This is a genomic window from Xanthomonas sp. WHRI 7065, assembly GCF_040203115.2.
Taxonomy (GTDB): Bacteria; Pseudomonadota; Gammaproteobacteria; order Xanthomonadales; family Xanthomonadaceae; genus Xanthomonas; species Xanthomonas arboricola.
On the sequence record NZ_CP168194.1, the window covers coordinates 4,883,708 to 4,910,000 of the forward strand.

The following is a 26,293-nucleotide window of genomic DNA, read 5'->3' on the forward strand; positions in this document are numbered from 1 at the left end:
GTTTTGCCATGAGTCGGCCACGCTCCGAAGGCGGTAGCGTCACCATCAAGGACGTCGCGCGCGAAGCGCAGGTGTCGGTGGCAACGGTCTCGCGCACCATGAATGGGCACCAGCATGTGGCCGAGTCGGTGCGCGAGCGCGTGCTGCAGGTGGCCCGTGCGCTGCATTACATCCCGCACCACGCCGCGCGCAGCCTCAGCAGCCGGCGCACCCATACCATCGGGGTGGTGTTGCCGGACCTGCATGGCGAATTCTTTTCCGAACTGATCCGCGGCATCGACCAGGTGGCGCGCGAGCAGGGCTACCACCTGCTGGTGTCCAGCTCGCACGGCGACCCGCAGGCGCAGCGCAAGGCGCTGGAACGCCTGCCCGGGCGCGTGGACGGGGTGGTGGTGATGTCGCCCTCGCTGGGCGACTCCGGCGTGCACGAGGACGCCCTGCCCGGCGGCCTGCCGGCGGTGCTGCTCAACTGCGCCGGCACGGCCAGCCAGCGCCCGGTGCTCAACGTGGACAACTACGGCGGCGCGCGGACGATGACCCGGCACCTGCGCGACAGCGGCCACCGCCGCATCGCCTTCATCGCCGGGCCGGCCGACAACTTCGATGCGCACGAGCGTCTGCGCGGCTACCGCGACGAGCTGGCGCTGGATGCCGACGTGCAGCCGTGGGTGCTGCCGGGCAACTTCGACGAAGAGTCCGGCTACCGCGCCGGCCAGACGCTGGCACAGGGCGCGCGCCCGGATGCGGTGTTCGCGGCCAACGACATGATGGCGCTGGGCTGCCTGTTCGCGCTCGGCCATGCCGGCCTGAAGGTGCCGCAGGACATCGCGCTGGCCGGCTTCGACGACGTGCCGATGGCGCGCTACGTGCTGCCGGCGCTGACCACCATGCGGGTGGATATCGCCGGGCTGGGCGCGCGGGCATTGCAGTTGTTGCTGGGCCAGCAACTGGTCGATGCGCCCGCCCCGCCCGCCGATGCCGCACCGCCGGCGTTTTCCGAGATGGTTCCCGAACTGATCGTGCGCGCGTCCAGCGCGCCGCGGGCGGCGCCTCCTACCTGAAACGCGCCACCACGCTTTGCCGAACGTGTGTTGCTTGCAGTCCTTGCCGTTGTTGCCAGCTGTCCCGCTTGACGCAGTACCGACGCGCCAGCCACTCCGCTGGTTCGCGCTTTACCCCTGGGAGGGGGAAAGTCATGAAGAATTACCGCACCGTCTCCACCCTGCCGGCGCGCAGCCTGCTGTGCTGCGCCCTTGCCGCCTCGTTGCTGGCCAGCACCCCGGCCATGGCCCAGTCCAGCAATGCGACCTTGCGCGGCCAGGTTGCGGCAGCACAGGCCGGCACCACCGTGACCGCGACCAATGTGGCCAGCGGCGCCGTCCGGCGCGTGCCCACCGGCGCCGACGGCAGCTACGCGCTGGTCGGCCTGCCCCCGGGCACCTACAAGGTGGATGCCGGCCCCGGCAGTGAGCAGACCGTGACCCTGTCGGTAGCCTCGTCGGTCACCTTGAACCTGGGCGGCGGCGCGGCCGCGGCGCCTGCCGGCGATGCCACCACGCTGGATGCGGTGCAGGTCACCGCCACCACGCTGCAGGAGGTCAAGACCTCCGAAGTGGGCACCAACGTGTCGCTGAAGCAGATCAGCACCGTGCCGCAGCTGACACGCAACTTCCTGGAGTTCGCCGACACCGTGCCGGGCATGCAGTTCGAGACCAACTCCAACGGCAACAGCCAGATCCGCGGCGGCGCGCAGGGCAGCTCGGCGGTGAACGTGTACATCGACGGCGTCGGCCAGAAGAGCTACCTGTTCGGTGGCGTGTCCGGGCAGGAGCAGAGCGCGGGCAACCCGTTCCCGCAGCTGGCCATCGGCGAGTACAAGGTCATCACCTCCAACTACAAGGCCGAGTTCGACCAGGTCGGTTCGGCAGCGATCGTGGCCTCGACCAAGTCCGGCGGCAATGAGTTCCACGGCGAGATCTTCGGACGCACCAGCAATACCGATTTCCGCGCGCGCCAGCCCGACGAACGCGCCGGTGCACCCAACTCCGATGGCAGCAAGCGCAAGACCCACCAGGACGAATACGGCTTCGCGCTGAGCGGGCCGATCGTGCAGGACAAGGCGCATTTCTTCTTCAGCTACGAAGGCAAGGGCTTCGAGGTCTCGGCCGATCCGGTGGCCGTGCCCGATCGCTTCAGCGCGCTCAGCGACGACCTGCCCACCGGCGTGCAGAGCCGGCTCGGCTCGGTCACCCGCCCGTTCAACGAAGACCTGTACTTCGGCAAGGTCGACTGGGACATCGGCGAGAACGACCGCCTGGAGCTCACCGGCAAGTACCGCGACGAGGAAAGCCGCGACAGCGTCGGCGGCCAGACCACCGCGATTGCCTCCAAGATCAACCTCAACACCGAAAAGCGCTTCGACCTGCGCTGGCAGCATTACGGCGAGCGCTACGTCAACGAAGCGCGCGTGTCCTATGAAGACGTGCTGTTCAATCCCACCGCCTACACCGTGGGTAGCCAGAGCGTGTACACGCGCGGCATCGCCGAAGACGACGTGCTGCTCAACGATGGTGCCACCAGCGGCCTGGCGATCCAGCGCAAGGGCCAGAAAGGCCCCAGCTTCCAGAACGACCTGACCTTCAACAACCTCGAGTGGCACGGCAACCACGTCATCAAGATGGGCGTGAAGTACAAGGAAGTGGAGCTGACCCAGAGCGAGAACTCTGCGGCCAACCCGTCGTTCTACTACGCGGTGGGCGATGGCGCGGGCACCTCGGTCATTCCCTACCAGGTGCGCTTCAACCTGCCGTTCGCCGGTGCCGCACCGTCGGTGACCACCACCAGCAAGCAGCTGGGCCTGTACATCCAGGACGATTGGGACGTCAACGACAAGCTGCAGTTGAATATCGGCGTGCGCTGGGATGGCGAAAAGATTCCCTCGTACTTGGACAACGTGACCCCGCCGGAAGTGGTGGCGGCCTTGAACGGCCCCGGCACCGATCCGGCCGTGAGCGCCACCTACGCCGAGCAACTGGCCAAGGGCGGGGTGGACATCAACGACTACATCAGCAACGGCCGCAATCGCAAACAGGACAACAACAACTTCGCGCCGCGCCTGGGCTTTTCCTACGACTTCCGTGGCGACGAGTCGCTGGTGCTGTTCGGCGGTGCCGGCCGCAGCTACGACCGCAACCTGTTCGACGTGATGGGCCTGGAGCAGATCAAGTCCGCGCTGGCGCAGTACACGATCCGCTTTGCCGGGCCCACCAACTGCGTCCCGGCGCCGGGTACCTGCACCGCCTTCGATCCGACCTATGTGGGCAATCCCGACAGCCTGGCCAACCTGGTCGATGCGCGCGTGCGCAACGGCGAAATCGACCTGCTCAACAACGATCTGAAGACGCCGTATGCCGACCAGTATTCGCTGGGCCTGCGCACCCAGCTGGGCGAGTGGAACACCTCGGCCACGCTGTCGTATATCCATAGCAAGGACGGTTTCATCTTCACCCTGGGCAACCGCTATGCCAACGGCGATTTCTTCCAGAACGGCGCACAGGCGTTCGAGCAGCGGCCGCAGGGCTTCGGCAACCTGATCATCGGCAACAACGGCGTGGAGACCAAGACCGGCCAGTTGCTGCTGTCGGCAGACAAGCCCTATACGCAGGAGAGCGGCTGGGGCCTGACCGCGGCCTACACCTTCTCGCGTGCGCGCGGCAATCGCGGCAACGACGATCGCTACGGATTCGATGCGGCCACCATTGCCGACTATCCGTTCCTGGATCTCAATGCGGTGCCGCGCCACCGCCTGGTGCTTACCGGCATCTACGACCTGTTCTGGGGCATCAGCGGCTCGGCCAAGCTGACCCTGGCCACGGTGCCGCCGCGCAACGAGGCGATCTCCTACGACCAGTACGGCGGCCCGAGTTCGGACAACATCCGCGTGGTCTCGGTGGATGCGCCCGGCGGCAAGTTCATCGCCGGCGGCGACATCTTCGGCACCCGCCAGCTGGACTTGTCGTTGTCCAAGGACATGTACATCACCGATGCGGTGACGGTGCAGGTGCGCGGCGATCTGATCAATGCGCTGAACTTCCGCAACTACGATCAGTACAGCATCGACTGGGGCAGTGCCGGCGTGTACGACCCGCGCGTGAGCATCAACCAGTACGGCGCGATGTCCACTCCGCCACGGACCTTGTTCATGAGCGCACGCATCATCTGGTAACGGCTGCGTTGGCGGTATCCGGCGTCTCGGCGCCGGTACCGCACCCGCTGCCTAAGCTGCATCGGCCCCACGGCAATGGGGAGGGGCCGGCCGCAGGCTTGTTGCATTGTCCCGATTGAGGTGTGTTGCTGCGGCGCGACGCGCGATGCGCGCGATGCCGCAGATGGCACGCTCCGGTTGGCGACCGTTTTTGCTGTGTTTGCCGTCCCTGCTGTTTGTTGCCCGCTGTACCCGTTCCATCCACACCAAGCACCAACCTCGACGCGCCAGTCACTTCACTGGTTCGCGCTTTACCCCTGGGAGGGGGAAAGTCATGAAGACTCACCGCACCGTCTCCACCCTGCCGGCACGTAGCCTGTTGTGCTGCGCCCTGGCTGCCTCGTTGTTCGCCACCACCCCGGCCATGGCCCAGTCCAGCAACGCCACGTTGCGCGGACAGGTCGCTTCCGCACAGAGCGGCAGCGAGGTCGTCGTCACCAACCTTGCCACCGGCTCGGTGCGACGCGCACCGGTCAATGCCAACGGCAACTACACCATCGTCGGTCTGCAGCCGGGCACCTACAAGGTCGAATCCAACGGCGCCAGCCGCACGGTGACCCTGTCGGTGGCCTCCAGCGCCACCGTCGATCTCGGCACCGAGGCGGCCGCAGCGCCCGCCGGCGACGCGACCACACTGGACACGGTGACGGTCAGCGCGCCGATGATTCGCGACGTCAAGACCTCCGAGGTGGGTAACACGGTGTCGCTGCGCCAGATCCAGCAGCTGCCGCAGGCCACGCGCAACTTCCTGGAATTCGCCGACACCGTGCCGGGCATGGTGTTCACCATCGACCAGGATGGCAACACCAAGCTGCGCGGCGGTGCGTCCAACGCAAGCTCCAGCAACCTGTACATCGACGGCGTGAGCCAGAAGAGTTACGTTTCCGGCGGCGGCATCGCCGGCCAGGACGAGACCCAGGGCAACCCGTTCCCGCAGCTGGCGATCGGCGAATACAAGGTCATCACCTCCAACTACAAGGCCGAATACGGCCAGATCAGCGGCGCGGCGATCACTGCGGCGACCAAGTCCGGCACCAACGAGTTCCATGGTGAGGCGTTCTACCGCTTCACCAATCAGGACCTGCGTAAGCAACGCCCGGACGAAGCCGATGGCAAGGTCGATTCGCAGACCAAGGAATATGGTTTTGCGATCGGCGGCCCGCTGATCCAGGACCGCATGCATTTCTTCTTCGCCTACGAAGGCAAGGACAATGTCGCGCCCAAGAGCGTGCAGCCCAGTGCCGAAGCGGCGCCATTCATCGGCCTGCTGCCGTCGAACCTGCGCGACCAGTACGGCGCGTCCAACATGCCGTTCACCGAAGATCTGTATTTCGGCAAGATCGACTTCGAACCGACCGACAATGATCGCATCGAGCTGGCCACGCAGTATCGCGACGAAACCCAGGTCAGCAATGTGGGCGGCCAGAACGCACCCGACCGCGCGGTGGACAAGATCAACAAGGACAAGCGCACCAGCCTGCGTTGGCAGCACAGTGCCGACAGCTGGTTCAACGAAGCCATCCTCACCACCGAAGATTCGCGCAATGTGCCGACGCCGCGCGGTGTGGGCAACGGTTCCATCTACACCTACATCGACCGCACCCAGGCCGATCCGCGCCAGTGGGTGTTCCTCAACACCGGCGCCGCCAGTGGCGAAGACTTCAAGTTGCGTAGCCAGAAGGGTTGGTCGTTCCAGAACGATCTGACCTTCAACGCACTGCAGTGGCATGGCGAGCACACCATCAAGACCGGTGTGACCTACCGCGACATCAAGCTGACCTCGCGCGAATCGAGCTCGCTCAATCCTCAGTTCAGCTATGAAGTCGGCCAGAACGGGGTGGCTCCGGTGCCGTTCCAGGTGCGCTACATCCGTGCGTTCGACAACCCCGGCCAGCTGCCGGTGGTCGAGTCGCCGTCCAAGCAGTACGGCATCTATCTGCAGGACGACTGGGCCGCCACCGACAAGCTGATGATCAACATCGGCGTGCGCTACGACTACGAAGACACCCCGGCCTACACCGACTTCGTGACCTCGCAGCCGTTCGTGAATGCGCTGTATTCCGACGACCCGGAAAACCCCGGTCAGCCGTGGGCCAACCGCCTGCTGCCCAGCGGCGTCAACGTGGCCGATTACATCAGCACCGGCAACAACCGCAAGAACTTCAAGGACGCCTGGGCACCGCGTCTGGGCTTCTCCTACGACCTGTTCGGCGATGAGGCGGCAGTGATCCACGGTGGTGCGGGCCGTTCCTACGACCGCAACCTGTTCGAACAGCTCGCGCTGGAATCGGTCAAGGCCGCGCTGTCGCCGGTAGTGGTGTACTTCAGCGATGCCGCCAGCGGCCAGGGCTGCTTCCGCGACGACCGCGCCTGTGCGCCTTGGAATCCGGCGTTTCTCACCGGCATCGATCAGCTCAACACGATCCCCGGCACCAGCGACAGCTCCGAGCTTTTCATGTTCAAGAACAAGCTCAAGACCCCGTACAGCGACCAGTACAGCATCGGCATCAGCAACCAGGTCGGCGATTGGCTGACCGATGTCACCTTCCAGCGGATCCTGTCCTACGACGGGCTGGTGATGAGCCTGGTCAACCGCTATCCGAACGGCGCGTACTTCGATGCCAACGGCGGCGTGCCGTGGGGCGAGCCGGTGCCGGGCTATCGCAACACCATCATCGGCAACAACGGTCTGGAGCAGCGCAGCAGCCAGGTGTTGCTGTCGGCCGAAAAGCCCTACACCAAGGAATCGGGTTGGGGCTTGAACCTGGCGTACACGCATACCAGCGCGCGCCAGAACCGCAACATCGACGAGCCGTTTGCATTCGACAAGGCCACCATCCGCGACTATCCGTTCGTGAAGTCCGATGCGGTCTCGGCGCACCGCTTCGTGGCCTCCGGCTCGCTGGATGGTCCGTGGGGCGTCACCTTCGGCGCCAAGCTGGTGCTGGCAACGCCCGAGCCGATCAACACGATTGCCTGCTACGGCTTCACCGATCCCGATGGCGGCACCTGCCAGCAGATCGGCGTCACTCCGCCGGGCAACGGCAAGTTCCTGCTGGGCGGCAAGATCTGGGGCTACCGCACCGTGGATCTGCAGGCCACCAAGGACTTCACCGTGGCTGGCGACTTCAAGCTGACCGCACGGGTGAACGTGCTCAATGTGTTCGATTTCAAGAACTTCACCCAGTACCAGTACAACAGCTTCGGCAGTAATGGTCGGCTGGAGCCGGACATCACCGTGGTCAACGACGGCGAGATCGGCTACGTGCCACGCAGCGTGATTTTCGAAGTGGGTGCAAAGTTCTGATCCACTGCAACGTGCACGCGCATGCGCCTGCATGCGCGTGAGTCGAACGGGGCCGCGTGGCCCCGTTCGCCTGTCAGTTTCAGAGTGGCGAACAAAACATAGCGGGCAGTCGTCTGTTGGGCATCACACACTTGCGACGTAACGGTGTGCACGTGGTGCATGTTGTCCCGTGTATCGATTGCAACCGCCTGGCAATGACCACAGACGTTTTGTTGGCGGCTTCTCTTCTTCTCAGGACCGGACTTCCATGATCCCCGCTCCCCTCCGCAACATCGTCATCGTCGGCGGTGGCACCGCTGGCTGGATGGCCGCCGCGGCCTTCGCGCGCGTGCTTGGCCCCGGCTTCAAGGTGCAGCTGATTGAGTCCGAACAGCTCGGCACCGTCGGCGTCGGCGAGGCCACCGTGCCGCACATCAAGGCCTTCAATAACCTGCTCGGCATCGACGAAGCCGAGTTCGTCCGCCAGACCCAGGGCAGCTTCAAGCTCGGCATCGAGTTCGTCGACTGGCAGCGGCCCGGCACGTCGTACATCCATGGCTTCGGCACCCAGATCGGGCACCCGCTCGGGCTGCTGCCGTTCCACCAGTACTGGATCAAGCAGCACGCGCGCGGCAAGGCGCAGCCGCTGGGTGCCTATACGCTCAACACCGTGGCCGCGGTGCGCGGCAAGTTCATGACCTCGGCCGGCGATGTGCCGGCCAATTCGCCGCTGGCCAATATCGCCTACGCATATCACTTCGACGCCACGCAGTACGCGCGCTTCTTGCGCACTTACGCCGAACAGCGCGGCGTCACCCGTATCGAAGGCCTGGTCGAGCAGGTGCAGCTGCATGCGGACAGTGGCCACGTGCAATCGCTGCAGCTGGCCTCCGGGCAGGTCGTCAGCGGCGACCTGTTCATCGACTGCTCCGGCTTCCGCGGGCTGTTGATCGAAGAAGCGCTGCACACCGGCTACCACGACTTCACCCATTGGCTACCCTGCGACCGCGCCCTGGCGGTGCCGAGCGAAAACGTCGGCCCGCCCACGCCGTATACGCGCTCCACCGCGCGCGCGGCCGGCTGGCAGTGGCGCATCCCGCTGCAGCACCGCACCGGCAACGGCTATGTGTATTCCAGCGCGCACATCAGCGACGACGAAGCCGCCGCCACGCTGCTCGCCAACCTGGAGGGCAAGCCGCTGGCCGACCCGCGCCCGCTGCGCTTCACCACCGGGCGGCGCAAGCAGTTCTGGAACCGCAATGTGGTGGCGCTGGGCCTGGCCAGCGGCTTTCTGGAGCCACTGGAATCGACCAGCATCCACCTGATCCAGGCCGGCATTTCCCGGCTGCTGGAGCTGTTTCCGCGCGAGGGCATCAGCCCGGTGCTGGTGCAGCGCTACAACGACCGGCTGGCGTTCGAGTTCGACCGCATCCGCGATTTCCTGGTGCTGCATTACCACGCCACCGAGCGCGACGACAGCACGTTCTGGCGCCACTGCCGCACGATGCCGATCACCCCGGAGCTACAGACCACGCTGGACCTGTTCCGCGACAGCGGGCGCTTCTATCGCAATGCCGAGGAGATGTTCGCCGAGATCAGCTGGGTGCAGGTGATGGTCGGCCAGGGCATCCTGCCGCAGGGCTACCACCCATTGGTGGACCAGGTGCCCAATCACGACGCCGAACGCTTCCTGGCCAGCGTGGCGCAGACCATCGGCCACTGCGTGGACGTCATGCCGACCCACCAGCAGTTCATTGATCGCTACTGCAAGGCAACGGCGCCGCGTTGAGCGACGGCACCGCCGGCGCAGTCGCCGATCGGCAGGCAAAAAAAAGGACCGGGCACAAGGCCCGATCCCTTCGAAAACCGGGACAAGCCCGGTGGACAATGAGTGGCACAGCTTCCGACTGACATCGGACGAGGGGCATCGTACGCAGGCTTTAACGTTAAAGCAACACTTTAATTCTATCGCTTTAACTTATTGATTTTGCTTGCTTGCGCCGCGTGCGGCGTGCGCTATCCCCATGCTCCGTCAGTGCTGCTCCGCTCGCAGCACTGCCTGGATTCCTGCCTGGATCGCATTCGCCGCAGCGGCCGGATCGGCAGCCAGGCGGATCGGCCGGCCGACCACGATGGCATCGGCGCCGTCGTGGAAGGCCTGCGCCACACCCACGGTACGTTGCTGATCGTCGCCGACCGGGCCGCCGGGGCGGATGCCGGGGCAGACGATTGAAAACCCCACGCCGGTGGCGCTACGGATCGGGCCGGCCTCCTGGCCGGAGGCGATTACCCCGTCGATGCCGGCGGCCTGCGCGGCCAGCGCGCGCTCCACCACCACCTCCACCGGTTCGCGGTCGATGCCCATCGCGGCCAGGTCCGGCCGGCCCATCGAGGTCAGCACGGTCACCGCCAGCAGGCGCATGTCGCCGTGGTTGGCCTCGGCGGCGGCCTGCAGCATGCCGGCGTGCCAGCCGTGCACGGTGCAATAGCTCACCGGCCACTGCGCCAGCCGGCGGATGGTGCCGGCCACGGTGGCGGGGATGTCGAAGAACTTCAGGTCCACGAACACGCGCTTGTCGCGCCTGGCCAGGGCGTCGAGCACCTGGAAGTACTCGCCAGAGGCCAGCAGCTCCATGCCGATCTTGTAGAAGGACACCGACTCGCCCAGGCGGTCGACCCAGGCGATCGCCTCGTCGTGGCCAGGCACATCCAGCGCGAAGATCAGCCGCTCATGCGCGGCCAGCGGCAGCGGGGCGCGGCTCATCGGGCCACCTCCAGCGCGGCGCGCTTGGCATCGTGGCGCTGCTGCCAGGGCTGGGCGTAATCGTTGTTGAACTGCGCCGGCTCCCAACCGCCGTAGCTGGGGTTGGGAAGCATCCACCAGCGCTCGCCGAACCAGTCGTGGTACTGCTGCAGCAGCGCGCCACGCGCCTGGCCGGTGTTGGCGGTGACCTGCACGAAGTCGCCGAGCTGGTCGCCAAACTGCATCAGCACGCGGTACTTTTGGCCGGCCAGCTGGCGCCGGCAGTTCTTCTCGCTGCCGTTCTGCTCGCAGCCCTGGACCACCGTGCCAAGGCCCAGGAACACGCTGTCATCGGCCACCGGCAGCCCGACGCTGCGCAGGTTGGCCAGCGTGGCGTCCTTCAGATGCACGGCGCGGTTGGAGATGTAGACCAGGGTGATGCCGCGGGCGTTGGCGGCCTTGGCGAAATCCACCACGCCCGGGATCGCGGTGGCCTTCTTCTCCGCCACCCACTGGTCCCAACTCAGCTCGTCGTATTCCTTGCCGTCGCGCAGCAGGCGCGCCTGGTAGGGCGAGTTGTCCAGCACCGTCTCGTCCACGTCCAGCACCACCGCCGGCTTCAGCCCGGTGGCGGCATTGCCGCGTTCCTCGGGCACCAGCGCGTCCCAGTTGGGCTGCTTCAGCGCAGCGTCCAGCTTGTCGGCAGCGGCGCGGTAGGTCTGCTCGGCCACGGCGCGGTATTCCTCCGAGCGCTGCATCCACAACACCGCGTTGAGGTTGTCGTCGCCGGCCGGCGCGGTGGCGGCTGCGGGCGGCGTGGCAGTCTTGGCTGCGGCGGCGCCGGCGGCCGCATTGGCGGACACGGCGGCGTCCTGCGCGCGCTGCGCCAGCTCCTTGTCGCCGGGTTTGCAGGCGCTCAGGGCCAGCGCGGTGCAGGCGAGCAGGGACAACGGGGCGTAAAGCGAGGGGCGCATGGCATCTACCAGGACAGGAGCGGCAATGAAGACCGCGATTTTAGCGGGTTCGCGCCGCCCCGCCCGCTCCGGCCGACGGCAGTGCTGCGGGCAGCGGCACGTGCGCACGCATGACGACGTGGCCACTGCGGCATTTGCTGGCGATGCGCGAGTGCCTCATGCGCCTGCGACGACTGACAGCCCCGGCGCCTGCCTGCGTCTTCGCTGCCGTTGCCGCTCTGGCTGCCCTGCATGGGATCGCGGCCTGAAGAATGCCGATGCAGGATCGGCATATCCTTGTGCGCTGATTGCCCCGGAGTCACCCCCATGACAGATGCACCTTCCCCGCCCGTCCTCGATACCGCCCAGGCCCGCGTGCTCGGCTGCCTGATCGAAAAAGAGGCGACCACGCCGGATGCGTATCCGCTCACGGTCAACGCCGCGCAGGTGGCCGCCAACCAGAAGACCGCACGCGAGCCGGTGCTGAACCTGCAGACCGGCGTGGTGCATCACGCCCTGCGTCAACTCGAAACCCTGGGGCTGGTCCGCCAGCAGTTTTCCTCGCGCGCCGAGCGTTACGAGCACCGGCTGGGCAGCGTGCTGGACCTGACCCGCCAGCAGGTCGCCCTGATCGGCCTGCTGCTGTTGCGCGGCCCGCAAACCCTGGGCGAACTGTTCGCGCGCAGCGAGCGGTTGGCGCGCTTCAACGATGCCGACGACGTGCGCCACCATCTGGACCGGCTCATCCAGCGCGGCCTGGCGGTGCAACTGCCGCGTGCCAGCGGCCAGCGCGAGGACCGCTACATGCATCTGCTCAGCGGCGAGCTGGATGTGGAGGCGTTGCAGGCCGCGGCGGCACGCGCTGCGCCAGGCCCCCGCAGCAACGCCGACAGCAGCGAGCTGGAAGCGCGCGTACAAACGCTGGAAGCCACCGTCGCCGAGCTGCAGGATGCGCTGGCCGCCGTGCAGGCGCGCCTGGAGGCGGCTGGCGCCTAGCGCGACGGTCCGCACCTGGAGATGCCCGCTTCACATCGACCCCTGCGCGGGGCGCAAAGCACGCAACGACCGGCCAGACCGCCAGACGACGCGCAGGCCGCGCAGTGACGGCGCAGCCTGCGGCCGGCCCGCTTACGTCGGCGTATCCACCTCGTCCCAGTCGGCGTCTTCGAAGTGCAGCAGCCAGTTGAGGGTGTAGTGACGCTCGTAGACCACGCCCGGCACGATGCCGGCCGGTGGCGGTTGCTCGCTCTGGCCGGCCTGGCGCACCGCCCAATGCAGGCGCAAGTGCCGGTCCAGCGCATCCAGCAGCTCGGGCACCGGCCGTAGCGTCAGCGACGGCCGCGTCGCGGCTTCGGCATGCTCCAGCGCGCGCTGGGCGGCCAGGGGTACATCGCACAGGTCGGTCGGCTCCGGCAGCGCCTCGGCCAGCCCCAGGGCCCACTGCAGCACGGCCAGGCTCTCGTAGCGCCAGCCGAAGTTGGCGAGCTGCTGGGGCTCCGGCGCAGGCTGGGCAAAAAAGGCGCGCTCCTGCGGCGACAGTGCCGCTGCCACACCGGGCAGGCGGGCGTCCATCGCTTCCAACGCCGGTGGCGTATCGCCGGCGGCCAGCATCTCCGCGCGCAAGGCCACCGCAAACAACGCCAGCATGCGCTGCGTCACCGCCGCCGCATCGCGCACCCGTGCTTCGGCCTCGCCAGGCACCGGCGGCAGGCTGGGTGGCACGCGGATGCCTTGCGCGGTCAGCTGCGCGAGTTGCTGCGCACGCCGCTGCAAGGCATCCGGCGGATACGGCACCTGCGCCTGCTCATCGATCGCCGGCTCGCCCTGGCTGATCAGCACCCGCCCATGCGGATCGCGCACGCTACCGTCGGCCAGGAAACACACCGCGTTGGCCTGCTCGGCCCACTGCGCCAATTCCCCGAAGGCCGCATCGTCGACCTCGAAGGTGAAGTGCTGGCGCACACGCTGCACATGCCGCATCAGGTGATAGCGCGGCTGGGTCATCTGGCCGTCGCCGGCCTGATTCACGTAGCCGACGAAGCCATGCAGATGCGTGGCCAATTCCGGATCGGCGTGGTCGCGGTGCTGCACGGCGGCGCGCGGCAGGAAATCCGGCCACAACGGCTCGCGCAGCGTGGAATAGGCGTTGACCAGCAATGGCATGCAAGTGTCCTTGTTGGGGCGACGGACACAACGACGGCGCTCATCGCCAGGCAGGTGCGGTGCGGAGTCGCTGCGCCCTTCGTCCACCGAAGTACCTGCGCGCCGTGCCCGCCGCGCTGACGACTGTTTGCTGCGTTGTGTCGGCCGCGTTCAGCGGTGAGAGTCGCCGCCAGGGTGCCGCAGGCCTGCCCGGCTGTCCATGTCGGCCGGAGCGAGCGCGATCGTGTAATACAGCACCGGGTGGTCCTCCTGGCTCAACACGCGCAGGCCTTGCCGCTGCAATCCGAGTTTTTCCAGCGCGCGAATCGAATCGGCATTGTCCGGCGACACGATCGCGCACAGCTGCGGCAACCCCAGCACATCGCGCGCATGGTCCAGCACTGCGCGCCCGGCCTCGCTGACATAGCCCTTGCCGCGGTGCTCGGGCAGCAGTGCAAAGCCGATATGCGGCATCGGCAAGGTATCGCGGCACAACAACCCCAATGTGCCGGCAAACGTCCCTTCGGCGCGCGTCTCCACCGCCCAGTGCGCAAAGCCGTATTTTTCCTGGTGCGCCTGCGCCCACTCACGCAGATGATCACGCGCCTGCTCGCGGGTACGCACACCGCGGTCGTTGATGCCGGCGATGAAGCCGGGGTCGTTGACCAGCGTCAGCACGGCGTCGGCATCGCGCTCGGGATCCAATGTCCGCAGGCGCAAACGCGGGGTTTCGATCACGACAGTCACGGCGCACTCCGGCATCAGGGCAAACCAGACTGCCGTGCAGGCGGGTCGCTGGCAAGCCTGCGTGGTACGCAACAACCGCTAGTCGAACAACGCCTGGATCGCCGCCAAGCCCGCGCTGGCGCGCTCTTTCTTGCGCTCGGCATCGGCCACCGGGTCGGCACCATCGCGCTGCAATTCTTCGGCCGGGATCTCGTCGAAGAAGCGGCTGGGCTTGAGCCGCACATGCTCGCCGAACTTGCGCGTCAATTTGCTGTGGCTCATCCACAGCTGCTCCTTGGCGCGGGTGATGCCCACATACAGCAGCCGGCGTTCTTCCTGCAGGTTGCCTTCTTCCAGGCTCACTTCATGCGGCAGCACGCCGTCCTCGCAGCCGACGATGAACACATAACGGAATTCCAGGCCCTTGGACGCGTGCATGGTCATCATGCGTACCTGGTTGCCGCCATCGTCCTTGTCGTTGCGCGACAACAACGCCAGCTGCGCGGCCAGATCGCTGGCACTTGCACCACGCGGGCCGCCTTCAAACCACTCGGCCAGCTCGTCCAGATTGCGCTTGCGCCGCTGGAAGCCGGTTTCGTCCTTGGACTGATTGCGCAGGTCGTTGAGCAGGCCGGATTTGTCGGCCAGCATGCGCACCAATTCCCCCGCCGGCAGCCTGGCCGAATGCTCGCGCATATCGCGCAGGATATCGGTGAACGCACTCAGGCCATTGGCCGCACGCGGCGGCAGGTGCTGCAGCGCGCCCATCGACTCGGCCGCGCGCGACATAGGCACCGACTTCGCACTGGCAAGCTCGGCCAGCCGCGCCAGCGAGGTCGCTCCGACCTCGCGCTTTGGCGACTGCACGGCACGCAAAAACGCTGCGTCATCTTCGGGGTTGACGATCAGCCGCAACCACGACAGCACGTCCTTGACTTCCTGCCGCTCCAGAAACGCGGTGCCACCGGTCAGGTGATACGGCACGCGCAGCAGCTGCAGCGCCTTTTCCAGCGGCCGCGATTGGAAATTGCCGCGGAACAGGATGCAGAAATCGCTCCACGGCACCTGCTTGGCGGTACCCAGGAACGAGATCTCAGCGGCGACCTTTTCCGCTTCGTGCTCGCTGTCGCGGCATTCCCACACGCGGATGCGCTCGCCGTCGGCCTGATCGCTCCACAGGGTCTTCAAGTGCTCGTGCGGGTTGTGCGCGATCAAGGCATTGGCCGCACGCAGCACGCGGTTGGAGCAGCGGTAATTCTGTTCCAGCTTGATGATTTCCAGCGCCGGATAATCGCGGCCCATCTGCTGCAGGTTTTCCGGATTGGCACCGCGCCAGGCGTAGATGCTCTGATCGTCGTCGCCCACGCAGGTGAAGTTGCCGCGCGGCCCGGCCAGCATTTTCAGCAGCCGGTACTGCGCATCGTTGGTGTCCTGGCACTCGTCCACCAGCAGGTAGCCGATGCGCTCGCGCCAGCCCATCACGATCTCTTCGTTGGCCTCCAGGATCTGCACCGGCAGGCGGATCAGGTCGTCGAAGTCCACCGCGTTGAAGGTGGTCAGCCGCGCCTGGTAGCGCTCGTACAGGCTGGCGGCTTCCTTTTCGCGGTTGCTGCGTGCCGCCGCCATCGCCTGTTCGGGCGACAGGCCGGCGTTCTTGGCGCGCGAGATCAGGTTCTTGGCATCTTCGATCGCGTCGGGCTTGGCGCCGTGCATCAGGTCCTTGATCTGGGCGGCGGCATCGTCGGAATCGAAGATCGAAAAGCCGCGCTTCAAGCCGGCAGCGGCGTGCTCGATCTGCAGGAACTTCAGCCCCAGCGCGTGGAAGGTACAGATGGTCAGGCCATCGGCGCCATCGCCACGGATGCGCTTGGCCACACGCTCGCGCATTTCCTTGGCCGACTTGTTGGTGAAGGTGATCGCGGCGATGCGCTTGGCCGGATAGCGGCCGGTGGCGATCAGGTGCGCGATCTTCTCCACGATCACGCGCGTCTTGCCGCTGCCGGCACCGGCCAGCACCAACAAGGGACCTTCGCAGTGCAGCACTGCGGCGCTTTGCGGGGGATTGAGACCGTGCATAGAGGCTTCCAACAGAGCAGGCCATTGTACCGGCGCCGCGCCGGGCAGGCCTGCGCAGCCGGTTCATGCAGATGGCTGTCACCGCCGGCCGCCCGGCCCGGTAAAATCCACCAATGGCCAAGCTCTATTTCTACTACTCGGCAATGAATGCCGGCAAGACCACCACCTTGCTGCAGTCGGCGCACAACTACCGCGAACGCGGCATGCGCACCTTGATCCTCACGCCCAAGCTCGATCACCGCGCCGGCAGCGGCGTGGTGGCCTCGCGGATCGGCCTGCGCGCGGACGGGCGCACCTTCGATCGCGGCACCGAGTTGCAGCAACTGATCGAACGCGACATCCAGGCCGAAGGCGCGCTGCATTGCGTGCTGGTGGACGAGGCGCAGTTCCTCAGCCGTGGCCAGGTCTGGCAGTTGAGCGAGGTGGTCGACCGCCTGCGCATTCCGGTGCTGTGCTACGGCCTGCGGACCGACTTCCGCGGCGAGCTGTTCGAGGGCAGCCAGTTCCTGCTGGCCTGGGCGGACGAGCTGGAGGAGATCAAGACCATCTGCCACAGCGGCAGCAAGGCCACCATGACCGTGCGCGTGGATGCGCAAGGCCACGCGGTGCAGGACGGCCCGCAGGTGGAGATCGGCGGCAACGAGCGCTACGTGTCGGTCAGCCGCGCCGAGTTCAAGAAGATCATGCGTGGCGAAGGCCGCATCGACCCGCTGCAGATCGCGCTGCCGCTGCCGCCGGCGGGCGCGTAACGCTCCACGGCATCGCGCTGACTGAGGTGCAGCGCGACGCCGAGAATGTCGCCTGCCGCGGGCAATGCCGATCTTCTACGAAACCGGGCATCGGCATGTCGCCCAGTGAGAATGGCATCGTCATGCCGAAGCGGTTGCGCACCCGACGAAGCCTTGCCCACGCACAGATACCGTCCTTGTGCGGCGGCCATGACCCGATCCCGCCAGATGGTCTTGATGCGCGGATCGCGACACGCCACTTCCTGGATGATTCGGCCTTGCCGCGCCGGGTATTTGCCCGCCATCGGGCAGGTAAACCGCCGTGGTAACTGGCTGAAGAATTCAGCCGAAATGCCGTTGACGCGCTGCTCCGGTATGCACGTGTGATGCGTCGATAAACCCCTGCAGGCATTCGATCGCCGCTGTATTTCCGCTACACATCAACAGGCGTATCGTTGCGGTGCCGTTGCAGCGATCCGCGCGCAACCAGGCGCAACCACAGTCCTGTAAACTGGCGACCATCCACTTGTCGGGAGGCAATTCATGGGTCCGCTTCCTCCCGAGTTACGCGCAGATATCGCGCGTGTTGGCCGGCTATCGTCGGTCCCGGATGTCCTGACCATTCTCACCCGTCTGACCGGCATGGGGTTCGCGGCTGTTGCGCGCGTGACCGATACGCGCTGGATCACCTGCCAGGTCCGCGACGAGCTGTCGTTCGGCCTGGCGCCCGGCGACGAGCTGCCCCTGGTCACCACTTTCTGCGACAGCGTGCGTACCCAGGGCAACGCGTTGTGGTTCGGCCATGCCTCCGAGCACCCGGTCTTCCGCGACCACCCCACGCCGCGGCTGTACGGCTTCGAGAGCTATGTGTCGGTGCCGATCAAGTTTGACGACGGCAGCGTGTTCGGCACCTTGTGCGCGCTGGACCCGTTGCCGCGCGTCATGGACGCGCCGATGGTGGAAAAGGTCGAGCTGCTGGCGCAACTGCTAGCAGCGCAGATCCAGGCCGAACAACGCGCCGAAGAGAGCGCGCAGGAATCGCGGCGCGCACGCAGCGAACTGGGACGTATCGGCGCCTCTGCGCGCCTGCGCGAAGAATTCATCGGCATCCTTGGCCACGATCTGCGCAACCCGCTGCAGTCCATGCATGCGGTGGTGGACATGCTGGCAATCGACCCGCTTAACCAGCGCCAGGGCGGCGCGATCCGGTCGATGCAGCGCAGCCTGCGGCGCATGGAAGAACTGATCGACTTCGCCAACGATTTCGCGCGCGGTATCGAACGCGACTGGCTGCAACTGGACTACGGCAACGGCAGCGATCTGCTCGATGCCTTGTCGCAGGTTGTCGATGAAACCCGCGCCGCGTATCCGAACCAGGTGCTGTCCACGCATGTGGCCATCGACGAGCCGGTGCATGGCGACGCGGTGCGCCTGGCGCAGATGTTCGGCAGCCTGATGATCAACGCCGTGGTGCAGGGGCAACAGAGTTCGCTGATCAAGGCGGTCGCGGTCACCGAGCAGGGCCGCCTGCGCATCGAGGTCTGCAATCTGGACGGGATCGATCCACGCCGGCTCGACGTGCTGCAGGCCTCCACCCATGTGCACACCGGCGGACGCGCCTTGCCCGAAGTGGATCTGGGCCTGCACATGGCCGCCCAGATCGCCCGGGCCCATCAAGGCGAACTACGCATTCTCAGCGGCAAGGACGGCACCTGCTTCCGGGTGGACCTGGCCTGCCTGCGCCCGCGTGCGCGCATGCAGTTGGTCAACAGCTCGACGTCGGCCTGAGTCCGCGGGGCCTGGGCGCCGCATCAGCGACTGTGCGGCTGCAATGCAACTGCGGTCGACATCCTAGATCCGCGGCCTGTCGTCACTGCGCCATCCGCACCTTCCTGCCAATCGCGTCTCGTATCGGTCGCGCGACGTACTGTGCGCTAGTAGATCTTGCGATCGCTTGCCGGTGGCGGCGTCCACTGGTACAGCCAGGTTTCGGTCAGCGGCTTGCCGTTGGCACGCAGGAACAGGCGGATATCGATCTGCCGGGTGCTGTCATCCGGCGGCACCAGGTCGAACATCGCCCGATAGCCCTTGAGCTCATGCAGCGGACGCGCCGACACGATCTCGGTGCTGCCACGCGACACCTGGAGAATGGCCTCGACCTTGGCTTTGGGGTCCTTGGCCAACGCAGCCAGTTCGCCCCCGGCAAAATCCACCGCAAACCGCCACGAGAAATGGCTGCGCTTCTGCCCGACGATGCCGCCCAGGCCGGTGCGCGTGGCCACGCAATGCGCCAGCGGCGAGCTGGCCGGCGGATGCGCACCCCAATACAACCGGTACCCCATCAGCAACTCTTGCCCCGGCTGCGGCTTGTCCTGCGGATTCCAGAACGCCACGATGTTGTCGAAGGTCTCGTCCACGGTCGGAATCTCGACCAGCTGCACCGAGCCCTTGCCCCAGCCGTTCTTGGGTTCCACCCACAGGCAGGGCCGCTTCTCGTAGAACACGCCGTCGTCCTGGTAATGGTCGAAGTTGCGATCGCGCTGCAGCAGGCCGAATCCGCGCGGATTCTCATCGACGAACATGTTGAAGCGCAGCTGCAGCGGATTGCACAACGGCCGCCAGATCCACTCGCCACCGCCGGTCCACATCGCCAGGCCATCGGTGTCGTGGATTTCCGGCCGCCAGTCCCAGTCCATGCGGCGATCGTTTTCGCCGACCTGGTACATGCTGGTGCACGGGCCGATGCCCAGCCGTTCGATGGTCTTGCGCGGGTAGAGCGCGCTGTCGATCTCCATCACCAGCACTTCGCCATTGGTGATGGCGAAGCGATACGCACCGGCAACGCTGGGCGAATCCAGCAGCCCGTACACCACCACGGTGTTCGAATCGTCGGCCGGCTGCTCCAGGTAATAGGCAATGAAGTCCGGGAACTCCTCCGGCCCACCGGTACCGGTGTCGATCGCCAGCCCGCGCGCCGACTGCCCATACTGGCCTTCCTTGCCAACCGCGCGGAAATAGCTCGCGCCCAGGAAGGCCGAGAAATCGCGATCGGTGTCCTTGCGCGTATTGAGACGGAACCCGGCAAAGCCCAGGTCCTTGGGCAACTGCTTGCCGCCCAGCCCGCTGCTGCCGTAATCGAACGCCGCCGGGTCGTACGCAAGTTGCTGCGCCTGGCCGTCGACGATGTCGTAGATATGCACGGGGGTGTGGAAGTACAGCCCCAGATGGAAGAACTTCGCCTGGAACTTGCCGTTGCCGTCGGCCCATAGTGCATGGTCCTGGCGGTAGCGGATCGACTGGTATTGATCCCAGTTCAATGCTTCCAGCGACCCGGGAAGCAGCTGCTTATGGCTCTTGTAAGGCGCCGTAGCCAACGCACGCGCCTGCCCCTTGAGCCAGCCATAGTCGAATGGTTGCGGCTGTCCCAAGCGACGCAGACCAACGGCCTTGGCCGCCAACGCCCACTGCGGCAGCGCCGGCAAACCGAGCGCGGCCAATGCGGCGGCGGCATTCTTCAGGAAGTGGCGTCGTTGCATGCGCATCGGTCTGCTCAGGGAATGGCCGCCATCATAGCCACAGCTCGGCACGGAGGTGAATGCGGAGGTCAGGGCGCGGCAGACGAAGGCGCGCACGCATTGGTCAGCTGCAGCTCCTGCGCCTTGCTGCACAGGAACTGGTGTTGCGCCTGCTGCGCGTCGGGTCCGGTGTAGCGCAGCAAGGTCCACTGCTCGTTCGCCTGCATGCGCTCGCCTGGCGCCAGCTGCCGGTACGGTGCGTGCACTTCCATTTCCAGCAGCCCGCGCTCGGGATGCTGCGGCGGCGCGTCCAGATACAGTTCCACCTGCCCTTGCTCCGGATGGATCGCGGACAGCGGCTGATGCGCAAAGCGGATCACCAACACCTGGTCGCCCGCAAAGCCCGCCATCCAGCCTGCCGAAGGCTGCAACAACACCTTGCCGCGCTGAATCAGCCCGTCCTGTCGCGCATCGGCACGCAACGCAAACACGCCGCCTTGATGCCGGTAGGTCGGCGCAACCGTGCCGGCCTCGGTCGGCGGCTGGAGGCGAATGTCTGCCGCGTCGGCAACCGGTACGAATACACGCGTGCCCGCGGCAACCCGCGTGTTGAACCACAGATCCCAGGCGATCGGCTGCTTGCGAATATTCCGAGCGATTGCTTCTACCTCCACGGTATCGGCACGCGTGGATGCAAGAGCCACGCGCTTGCGTAGCTGCACGCCGGTGACGGGACTGGGCACGCCTTCCAGGATCAGTTCATCGCCACTACGTGTGACTGCACGTGTGGTTGCCAACGACAGATACGGATCCGGTGGCCAGACCGCGGTGGCCGCCTTGCGTGTCGGGTTGACCTGTTGATGCACCCACCACTGACTCTGCGGCCCTACCCAGACATCGTGGCCGAGGTACGGGATATCGCCTGCGGTCGCGGACACTTCTGGCACGGGCTGCTGACCAACCGCCTCACCCGTCTTCAACACGTTGGGGTGTCCACGCAAATTGAAGGACAGTACGCGCCCACCGAACGCGGGCGTAGCACTGAGTTCAACAACCCCGTTGTGCAACTGGATGCGCTCAACTGCAGGTTGGGCGCTAGACGCAAGCTCATCCGCGCATGCGCCTGTTGCCAGCGGCAACGCTGATACACCCACAAGCATGATCGGCATGAAGTAGCGCAGTGAGGCAGGCATGGACGACTCCAATCGCAGGACGTCACGATTGTGGCGCGATGCACGGCAACGCACCATCAAGCAATCGGCCACTGTGACTCCAAGCGCGCCGTTTGCTGTTACCCGAGGGCGACTCGCCAGCTGTCGTAGCTGACGCAGAACTGGAGGCTGGTGTTTCGATCAGCGTGGGTCATCTGTCCGGCGTTCAACGCTGGCAATTACTACACCACACCGTCGCACGTTGCCCGATCGTGGCGTGTTTCAAGACACGTCCACACTGCTTGCAGGCTTCACCCTCGCGCCCATACACCGTGAGTTCCTGCTCGAAGTAACCGGGCGCCCCGTCCGGGCTGATGAAATCGCGCAGCGTGGTACCGCCGCGCTGGATGGCGTAGCCGAGGATGTCTTTCACTGCCGTGGCCAGGCGCCGGTAACGGTCCAATGACACTTTGCCCGCTTCGCGTAATGGGCTGATTCCGGCGCGATGCAGGCTTTCTGCCGCATAGATATTTCCCACGCCCACGACGACCGCCTGATCCATCAGAAAGGTTTTCACTGCCGCGCGCCGGCCACTCGCCAGTGCATGCAGATAATCGCCAGTAAATGCATCCGATAATGGTTCCGGGCCGAGTGCCGCCAGCAGATCGTGCACGTGTGCATCGCTCTGCCACAACAGGCAACCAAACCGACGCGGATCGTTGAAGCGCAGGACACGGACATTTTCCAGGCTGATATCCACATGATCGTGCGCCCGCGGCGGGGTATCGCCAGGTAACACGCGCAGACTTCCCGACATTCCAAGATGCAGCAGCGCGCTGCCGCCGGCATCGGTATCGATCAACAGGTATTTGGCCCGGCGACGCACATCGGTAATGGTCGCGCCGGGCAACAAGCGTTCGATCTGCTCAGGAATGGGCCAGCGCAGGTCGGGCCGTCGCAGGATGACGCCATGGATGCGTTGGCCAACCAGATGCGGAGCCAGTCCACGCAAGGTGGTTTCGACTTCGGGCAGCTCGGGCATGCAGGTCTCCAATTGGCCAGGCCGGCGGTGTGCCGGCACCGGTCAATATGGTGGCCGACGGCAGTAAATCCAGCTCGTCGCCCCAGCCTCGTTACGGTGCTCGATTGCGCCTAGAGCGTCCGAGTGCCGTGGTGAGATTCGGACCTTTGCCTCTGGCTTCGGCTTCGGCTTTAGCTCTGGCTCTGGCTCTGGCTCTGGCTTTGCCTTCGGCTTTAGCTTAAATTTCGCGCAAAAAGAAACCCTCAGTCCTATTGGACTGAGGGTTTCGGGTAAAGCCCCTGGCGATGACCTACTCTCGCATGGCTTGAGCCACACTACCATCGGCGCAGCTGCGTTTCACTTCCGAGTTCGGGATGGGATCGGGTGGTTCCACAGCGCTAATTTCACCAGGGAGACGGTTGGAGCAGCGCTTGATAGCGCTCGTCTCGCATAGGTAACTTGTGACGTAGCTTGCGTTTGGTGATCTACCAACGTTCGTTGGGACCAAGGCAACTTGAGGTTATATGGTCAAGCCGCACGGATCATTAGTATCAGTTAGCTCAATACATTGCTGTACTTACACACCTGACCTATCAACCACATAGTCTATATGGTTCCTTTAGGGGGCTTGTGCCCCGGGAAGTCTCATCTTGAGGCGCGCTTCCCGCTTAGATGCTTTCAGCGGTTATCGCTTCCGAACATAGCTACCCGGCAATGCCACTGGCGTGACAACCGGAACACCAGAGGTTCGTCCACTCCGGTCCTCTCGTACTAGGAGCAGCCCCTCTCAAACTTCCAACGCCCATGGCAGATAGGGACCGAACTGTCTCACGACGTTCTGAACCCAGCTCGCGTACCACTTTAAATGGCGAACAGCCATACCCTTGGGACCGACTACAGCCCCAGGATGTGATGAGCCGACATCGAGGTGCCAAACACCGCCGTCGATATGAACTCTTGGGCGGTATCAGCCTGTTATCCCCGGAGTACCTTTTATCCGTTGAGCGATGGCCCTTCCATACAGAACCACCGGATCACTAAGACCTACTTTCGTACCTGCTTGATCCGTCGATCTTGCAGTCAAGCACGCTTATGCCTTTGCACACAGTGCGCGATGTCCGACCGCGCTGAGCGTACCTTCGTGCTCCTCCGTTACTCTTTAGGAGGAGACCGCCCCAGTCAAACTACCCACCATACACGGTCCCTGATCCGGATAACGGATCTAGGTTAGAACGTCAAGCACGACAGGGTGGTATTTCAAGGATGGCTCCACTGCAGCTAGCGCCACAGTTTCATAGCCTCCCACCTATCCTACACAGACGAACTCAACGTTCAGTGTAAAGCTATAGTAAAGGTTCACGGGGTCTTTCCGTCTTGCCACGGGAACGCTGCATCTTCACAGCGATTTCAATTTCACTGAGTCTCGGGTGGAGACAGCGCCGCTGTCGTTACGCCATTCGTGCAGGTCGGAACTTACCCGACAAGGAATTTCGCTACCTTAGGACCGTTATAGTTACGGCCGCCGTTTACTGGGGCTTCGATCAAGAGCTTCGCCTTGCGGCTGACCCCATCAATTAACCTTCCAGCACCGGGCAGGCGTCACACCCTATACGTCCACTTTCGTGTTTGCAGAGTGCTGTGTTTTTGATAAACAGTCGCAGCGGCCTGGTTTCTGCGACCCTCTTCAGCTATAGCTCGCATGAGCCACCAAAAAGGGTGCACCTTCTCCCGAAGTTACGGTGCCATGTTGCCTAGTTCCTTCACCCGAGTTCTCTCAAGCGCCTGAGAATTCTCATCCTACCCACCTGTGTCGGTTTACGGTACGGTCTTCGTGAGCTGAAGCTTAGGAGCTTTTCCTGGAAGCGTGGTATCAGTGACTTCGCCATAAAGGCTCGTCTCGGTGCTCGGTCTTAAAGGATCCCGGATTTGCCAAAGATCCAAACCTACCGCCTTTCCCCGGGACAACCAACGCCCGGTACACCTAACCTTCTCCGTCCCTCCATCGCACTCACGCGAGGTGCAGGAATATTAACCTGCTTCCCATCGACTACGGCTTTCGCCCTCGCCTTAGGGACCGACTAACCCTGCGTCGATTAACGTTGCGCAAGGAAACCTTGGGCTTTCGGCGTGCGGGCTTTTCACCCGCATTATCGTTACTCATGTCAGCATTCGCACTTCCGATACCTCCAGCAGACTTCTCAATCCACCTTCGCAGGCTTACGGAACGCTCCTCTACCGCGCATAAAACAAGTTTTATGCACCCCAAGCTTCGGTTCACTGCTTAGCCCCGTTAAATCTTCCGCGCAGACCGACTCGACCAGTGAGCTATTACGCTTTCTTTAAAGGGTGGCTGCTTCTAAGCCAACCTCCTGGCTGTCTATGCCTTTCCACATCGTTTTCCACTTAGCAGTGAATTTGGGACCTTAGCTGTGGGTCTGGGTTGTTTCCCTTTTCACGACGGACGTTAGCACCCGCCGTGTGTCTCCCGGATAGTACGTACTGGTATTCGGAGTTTGCAATGGTTTGGTAAGTCGCGATGACCCCCTAGCCATAACAGTGCTCTACCCCCAGTAGTATTCGTCCGAGGCGCTACCTAAATAGCTTTCGAGGAGAACCAGCTATCTCCGGGTTCGATTAGCTTTTCACTCCTAATCACAGCTCATCCCCGTCTTTTGCAACAGACGTGGGTTCGGGCCTCCAGTACCTGTTACGGCACCTTCACCCTGGCCATGACTAGATCACCCGGTTTCGGGTCTACTGCCCGCGACTATGCGCCCTTATCAGACTCGGTTTCCCTTCGCCTCCCCTATACGGTTAAGCTTGCCACGAACAGTAAGTCGCTGACCCATTATACAAAAGGTACGCAGTCACTCTTGCGAGCTCCTACTGCTTGTACGCACACGGTTTCAGGATCTATTTCACTCCCCTCTCCGGGGTTCTTTTCGCCTTTCCCTCACGGTACTGGTTCACTATCGGTCGGTCAGGAGTATTTAGCCTTGGAGGATGGTCCCCCCATATTCAGACAGGGTTTCACGTGCCCCGCCCTACTCGTCTTCACTGGAGTGGCCCTTTTAAATACAGGGCTATCACCTTCTATGGCCAATCTTTCCAGATTGTTTTTCTAAAGCCATTCCAGCTTAAGGGCTGCTCCCCGTTCGCTCGTCACTACTTAGGGAATCTCGGTTGATTTCTTTTCCTCCGGTTACTTAGATATTTCAGTTCACCGGGTTCGCTTCCAGCAGCTATGAATTCACTGCAGGATACTGCCGAAGCAGTGGGTTTCCCCATTCGGATATTGCCGGATCAAAGCTTGTTGCCAGCTCCCCGACACTTTTCGCAGGCTACCACGTCCTTCATCGCCTCTGACCGCCTAGGCATCCACCGTGTGCGCTTATTCGCTTGACCATATAACCCCAAGTTGCCTCGGAGCTACATGCCGTGTTGTGTGGGGTACAAAGCCACCAACGCGAACATACGACTCAATTATTTAGGGACTCGAGGTCCCCGCCTTAGCCTCAACGACACGTTTAGATAGATATCTCAAACGCTCGCTACGTCACAAGTTATAAAAGAACATGTATCAGCCTCAACGCTGATCCATATAAATTCTTAAGTGTGCACTACATTCAGAGTGGTGGGTCTGGGTAGACTCGAACTACCGACCTCACCCTTATCAGGGGTGCGCTCT

At 64.1% G+C, this 26,293-nt stretch carries 15 protein-coding genes, 1 tRNA gene and 2 rRNA genes (1 of these 18 only partly in view); 7 read left to right on the forward strand and 11 right to left on the reverse strand.

Annotated features, from left to right (window positions below):
- Positions 1-8: 8 nt before the first annotated feature.
- From ABQY64_RS20330 to ABQY64_RS20345, 4 genes are all read left to right on the forward strand, one after another.
- Complete coding sequence (locus ABQY64_RS20330) at positions 9-1,061, forward strand: LacI family DNA-binding transcriptional regulator (RefSeq protein WP_016904027.1); 1,053 nt, start codon at positions 9-11, stop codon at positions 1,059-1,061.
- A 134-nt stretch (positions 1,062-1,195) separates the two neighbouring features.
- A complete protein-coding gene (locus tag ABQY64_RS20335) occupies positions 1,196-4,225 on the forward strand; it encodes a TonB-dependent receptor (protein WP_349780242.1) in 3,030 nt (1,009 codons plus the stop codon).
- Positions 4,226-4,538: 313 nt separating this feature from the next.
- Positions 4,539-7,571, forward strand: coding sequence for a TonB-dependent receptor domain-containing protein (locus ABQY64_RS20340; protein WP_349780241.1), 3,033 nt, complete (start codon positions 4,539-4,541; stop codon positions 7,569-7,571).
- 247 nt (positions 7,572-7,818) lie between these two features.
- Positions 7,819-9,339 carry a tryptophan halogenase family protein gene (locus tag ABQY64_RS20345; RefSeq protein ID WP_349780240.1) on the forward strand — a complete coding sequence of 507 codons (1,521 nt, stop codon included), beginning with the start codon at positions 7,819-7,821 and terminating at the stop codon, positions 9,337-9,339.
- A gap of 243 nt (positions 9,340-9,582) precedes the next feature.
- On the opposite strand, the gene pyrF is transcribed toward ABQY64_RS20345, so the two are convergent.
- Together pyrF and ABQY64_RS20355 are read right to left on the reverse strand one after the other, a co-directional pair.
- Complete coding sequence (pyrF, locus tag ABQY64_RS20350; protein WP_349780239.1) at positions 9,583-10,314, reverse strand: orotidine-5'-phosphate decarboxylase; 732 nt, start codon at positions 10,312-10,314, stop codon at positions 9,583-9,585.
- On the reverse strand, positions 10,311-11,267 hold the full coding sequence (locus ABQY64_RS20355; protein WP_104623959.1) for a 5'-nucleotidase, lipoprotein e(P4) family: 957 nt from the start codon (positions 11,265-11,267) through the stop codon (positions 10,311-10,313). The genes pyrF and ABQY64_RS20355 overlap by 4 nt, the downstream gene beginning before the upstream one ends.
- 306 nt (positions 11,268-11,573) lie before the next feature.
- Here ABQY64_RS20355 and ABQY64_RS20360 point away from each other — a divergent pair, with 306 nt between their 5' ends.
- Entirely contained in the window at positions 11,574-12,242 is a 669-nt protein-coding gene (locus tag ABQY64_RS20360; protein ID WP_047127679.1) for a YceH family protein, read from the forward strand.
- Positions 12,243-12,374: 132 nt separating this feature from the next.
- Here the strand turns inward: ABQY64_RS20360 and ABQY64_RS20365 are convergent, their stop codons facing one another.
- From ABQY64_RS20365 to rep, 3 genes are all read right to left on the reverse strand, one after another.
- Complete coding sequence (locus tag ABQY64_RS20365; protein ID WP_104544535.1) at positions 12,375-13,409, reverse strand: DUF4272 domain-containing protein; 1,035 nt, start codon at positions 13,407-13,409, stop codon at positions 12,375-12,377.
- Positions 13,410-13,559: 150 nt separating this feature from the next.
- Entirely contained in the window at positions 13,560-14,150 is a 591-nt protein-coding gene (locus ABQY64_RS20370) for a GNAT family N-acetyltransferase (protein WP_349780238.1), read from the reverse strand.
- 63 nt (positions 14,151-14,213) lie between these two features.
- The gene (gene rep, locus ABQY64_RS20375; protein WP_024937657.1) at positions 14,214-16,190 is read right to left on the reverse strand and encodes a DNA helicase Rep; all 1,977 of its coding nucleotides are present in this window, start codon (positions 16,188-16,190) and stop codon (positions 14,214-14,216) included.
- Between the two features lie 113 nt (positions 16,191-16,303).
- Between rep and ABQY64_RS20380 the strand changes: the two genes are divergently transcribed.
- Positions 16,304-16,939, forward strand: coding sequence for a thymidine kinase (locus tag ABQY64_RS20380; RefSeq protein ID WP_349780237.1), 636 nt, complete (start codon positions 16,304-16,306; stop codon positions 16,937-16,939).
- Between the two features lie 522 nt (positions 16,940-17,461).
- Entirely contained in the window at positions 17,462-18,706 is a 1,245-nt protein-coding gene (locus ABQY64_RS20385; RefSeq protein ID WP_349780236.1) for a GAF domain-containing sensor histidine kinase, read from the forward strand.
- Between the two features lie 146 nt (positions 18,707-18,852).
- Here ABQY64_RS20385 and ABQY64_RS20390 read toward each other — a convergent pair whose 3' ends face one another.
- The 6 genes from ABQY64_RS20390 to ABQY64_RS20415 all read right to left on the reverse strand — a co-directional run.
- Complete coding sequence (locus ABQY64_RS20390) at positions 18,853-20,454, reverse strand: glucan biosynthesis protein D (RefSeq protein WP_349780235.1); 1,602 nt, start codon at positions 20,452-20,454, stop codon at positions 18,853-18,855.
- Positions 20,455-20,522: 68 nt separating this feature from the next.
- On the reverse strand, positions 20,523-21,626 hold the full coding sequence (locus ABQY64_RS20395) for a DUF4380 domain-containing protein (protein ID WP_349780234.1): 1,104 nt from the start codon (positions 21,624-21,626) through the stop codon (positions 20,523-20,525).
- 184 nt (positions 21,627-21,810) lie between these two features.
- Positions 21,811-22,626: a bifunctional DNA-formamidopyrimidine glycosylase/DNA-(apurinic or apyrimidinic site) lyase gene (mutM, locus tag ABQY64_RS20400; RefSeq protein ID WP_349780233.1), complete on the reverse strand. Its 816-nt coding sequence runs from the start codon at positions 22,624-22,626 to the stop codon at positions 21,811-21,813.
- 276 nt (positions 22,627-22,902) lie between these two features.
- Positions 22,903-23,017, reverse strand: a 5S ribosomal RNA gene (gene rrf / locus ABQY64_RS20405).
- 112 nt (positions 23,018-23,129) lie between these two features.
- Positions 23,130-26,010: ribosomal RNA gene (locus ABQY64_RS20410) — 23S ribosomal RNA — on the reverse strand.
- A 227-nt stretch (positions 26,011-26,237) separates the two neighbouring features.
- Positions 26,238-26,293 (reverse strand) — tRNA-Ile (locus ABQY64_RS20415) (it continues 21 nt past the right edge of the window).

What these genes read in the sequence shown, in the direction of transcription:
- ABQY64_RS20330 (WP_016904027.1), top strand. Translation starts at nt 9, where the DNA reads ATGAGTCGGCCACGCTCCGAAGGCGGTAGCGTCACCATCAAGGACGTC.
- ABQY64_RS20335 (WP_349780242.1), top strand. Translation starts at nt 1,196, where the DNA reads ATGAAGAATTACCGCACCGTCTCCACCCTGCCGGCGCGCAGCCTGCTG.
- ABQY64_RS20340 (WP_349780241.1), top strand. Translation starts at nt 4,539, where the DNA reads ATGAAGACTCACCGCACCGTCTCCACCCTGCCGGCACGTAGCCTGTTG.
- ABQY64_RS20345 (WP_349780240.1), top strand. Translation starts at nt 7,819, where the DNA reads ATGATCCCCGCTCCCCTCCGCAACATCGTCATCGTCGGCGGTGGCACC.
- pyrF (WP_349780239.1), bottom strand. Translation starts at nt 10,314, where the DNA reads ATGAGCCGCGCCCCGCTGCCGCTGGCCGCGCATGAGCGGCTGATCTTC.
- ABQY64_RS20355 (WP_104623959.1), bottom strand. Translation starts at nt 11,267, where the DNA reads ATGCGCCCCTCGCTTTACGCCCCGTTGTCCCTGCTCGCCTGCACCGCG.
- ABQY64_RS20360 (WP_047127679.1), top strand. Translation starts at nt 11,574, where the DNA reads ATGACAGATGCACCTTCCCCGCCCGTCCTCGATACCGCCCAGGCCCGC.
- ABQY64_RS20365 (WP_104544535.1), bottom strand. Translation starts at nt 13,409, where the DNA reads ATGCCATTGCTGGTCAACGCCTATTCCACGCTGCGCGAGCCGTTGTGG.
- ABQY64_RS20370 (WP_349780238.1), bottom strand. Translation starts at nt 14,150, where the DNA reads ATGCCGGAGTGCGCCGTGACTGTCGTGATCGAAACCCCGCGTTTGCGC.
- rep (WP_024937657.1), bottom strand. Translation starts at nt 16,190, where the DNA reads ATGCACGGTCTCAATCCCCCGCAAAGCGCCGCAGTGCTGCACTGCGAA.
- ABQY64_RS20380 (WP_349780237.1), top strand. Translation starts at nt 16,304, where the DNA reads ATGGCCAAGCTCTATTTCTACTACTCGGCAATGAATGCCGGCAAGACC.
- ABQY64_RS20385 (WP_349780236.1), top strand. Translation starts at nt 17,462, where the DNA reads ATGGGTCCGCTTCCTCCCGAGTTACGCGCAGATATCGCGCGTGTTGGC.
- ABQY64_RS20390 (WP_349780235.1), bottom strand. Translation starts at nt 20,454, where the DNA reads ATGCAACGACGCCACTTCCTGAAGAATGCCGCCGCCGCATTGGCCGCG.
- ABQY64_RS20395 (WP_349780234.1), bottom strand. Translation starts at nt 21,626, where the DNA reads ATGCCTGCCTCACTGCGCTACTTCATGCCGATCATGCTTGTGGGTGTA.
- mutM (WP_349780233.1), bottom strand. Translation starts at nt 22,626, where the DNA reads ATGCCCGAGCTGCCCGAAGTCGAAACCACCTTGCGTGGACTGGCTCCG.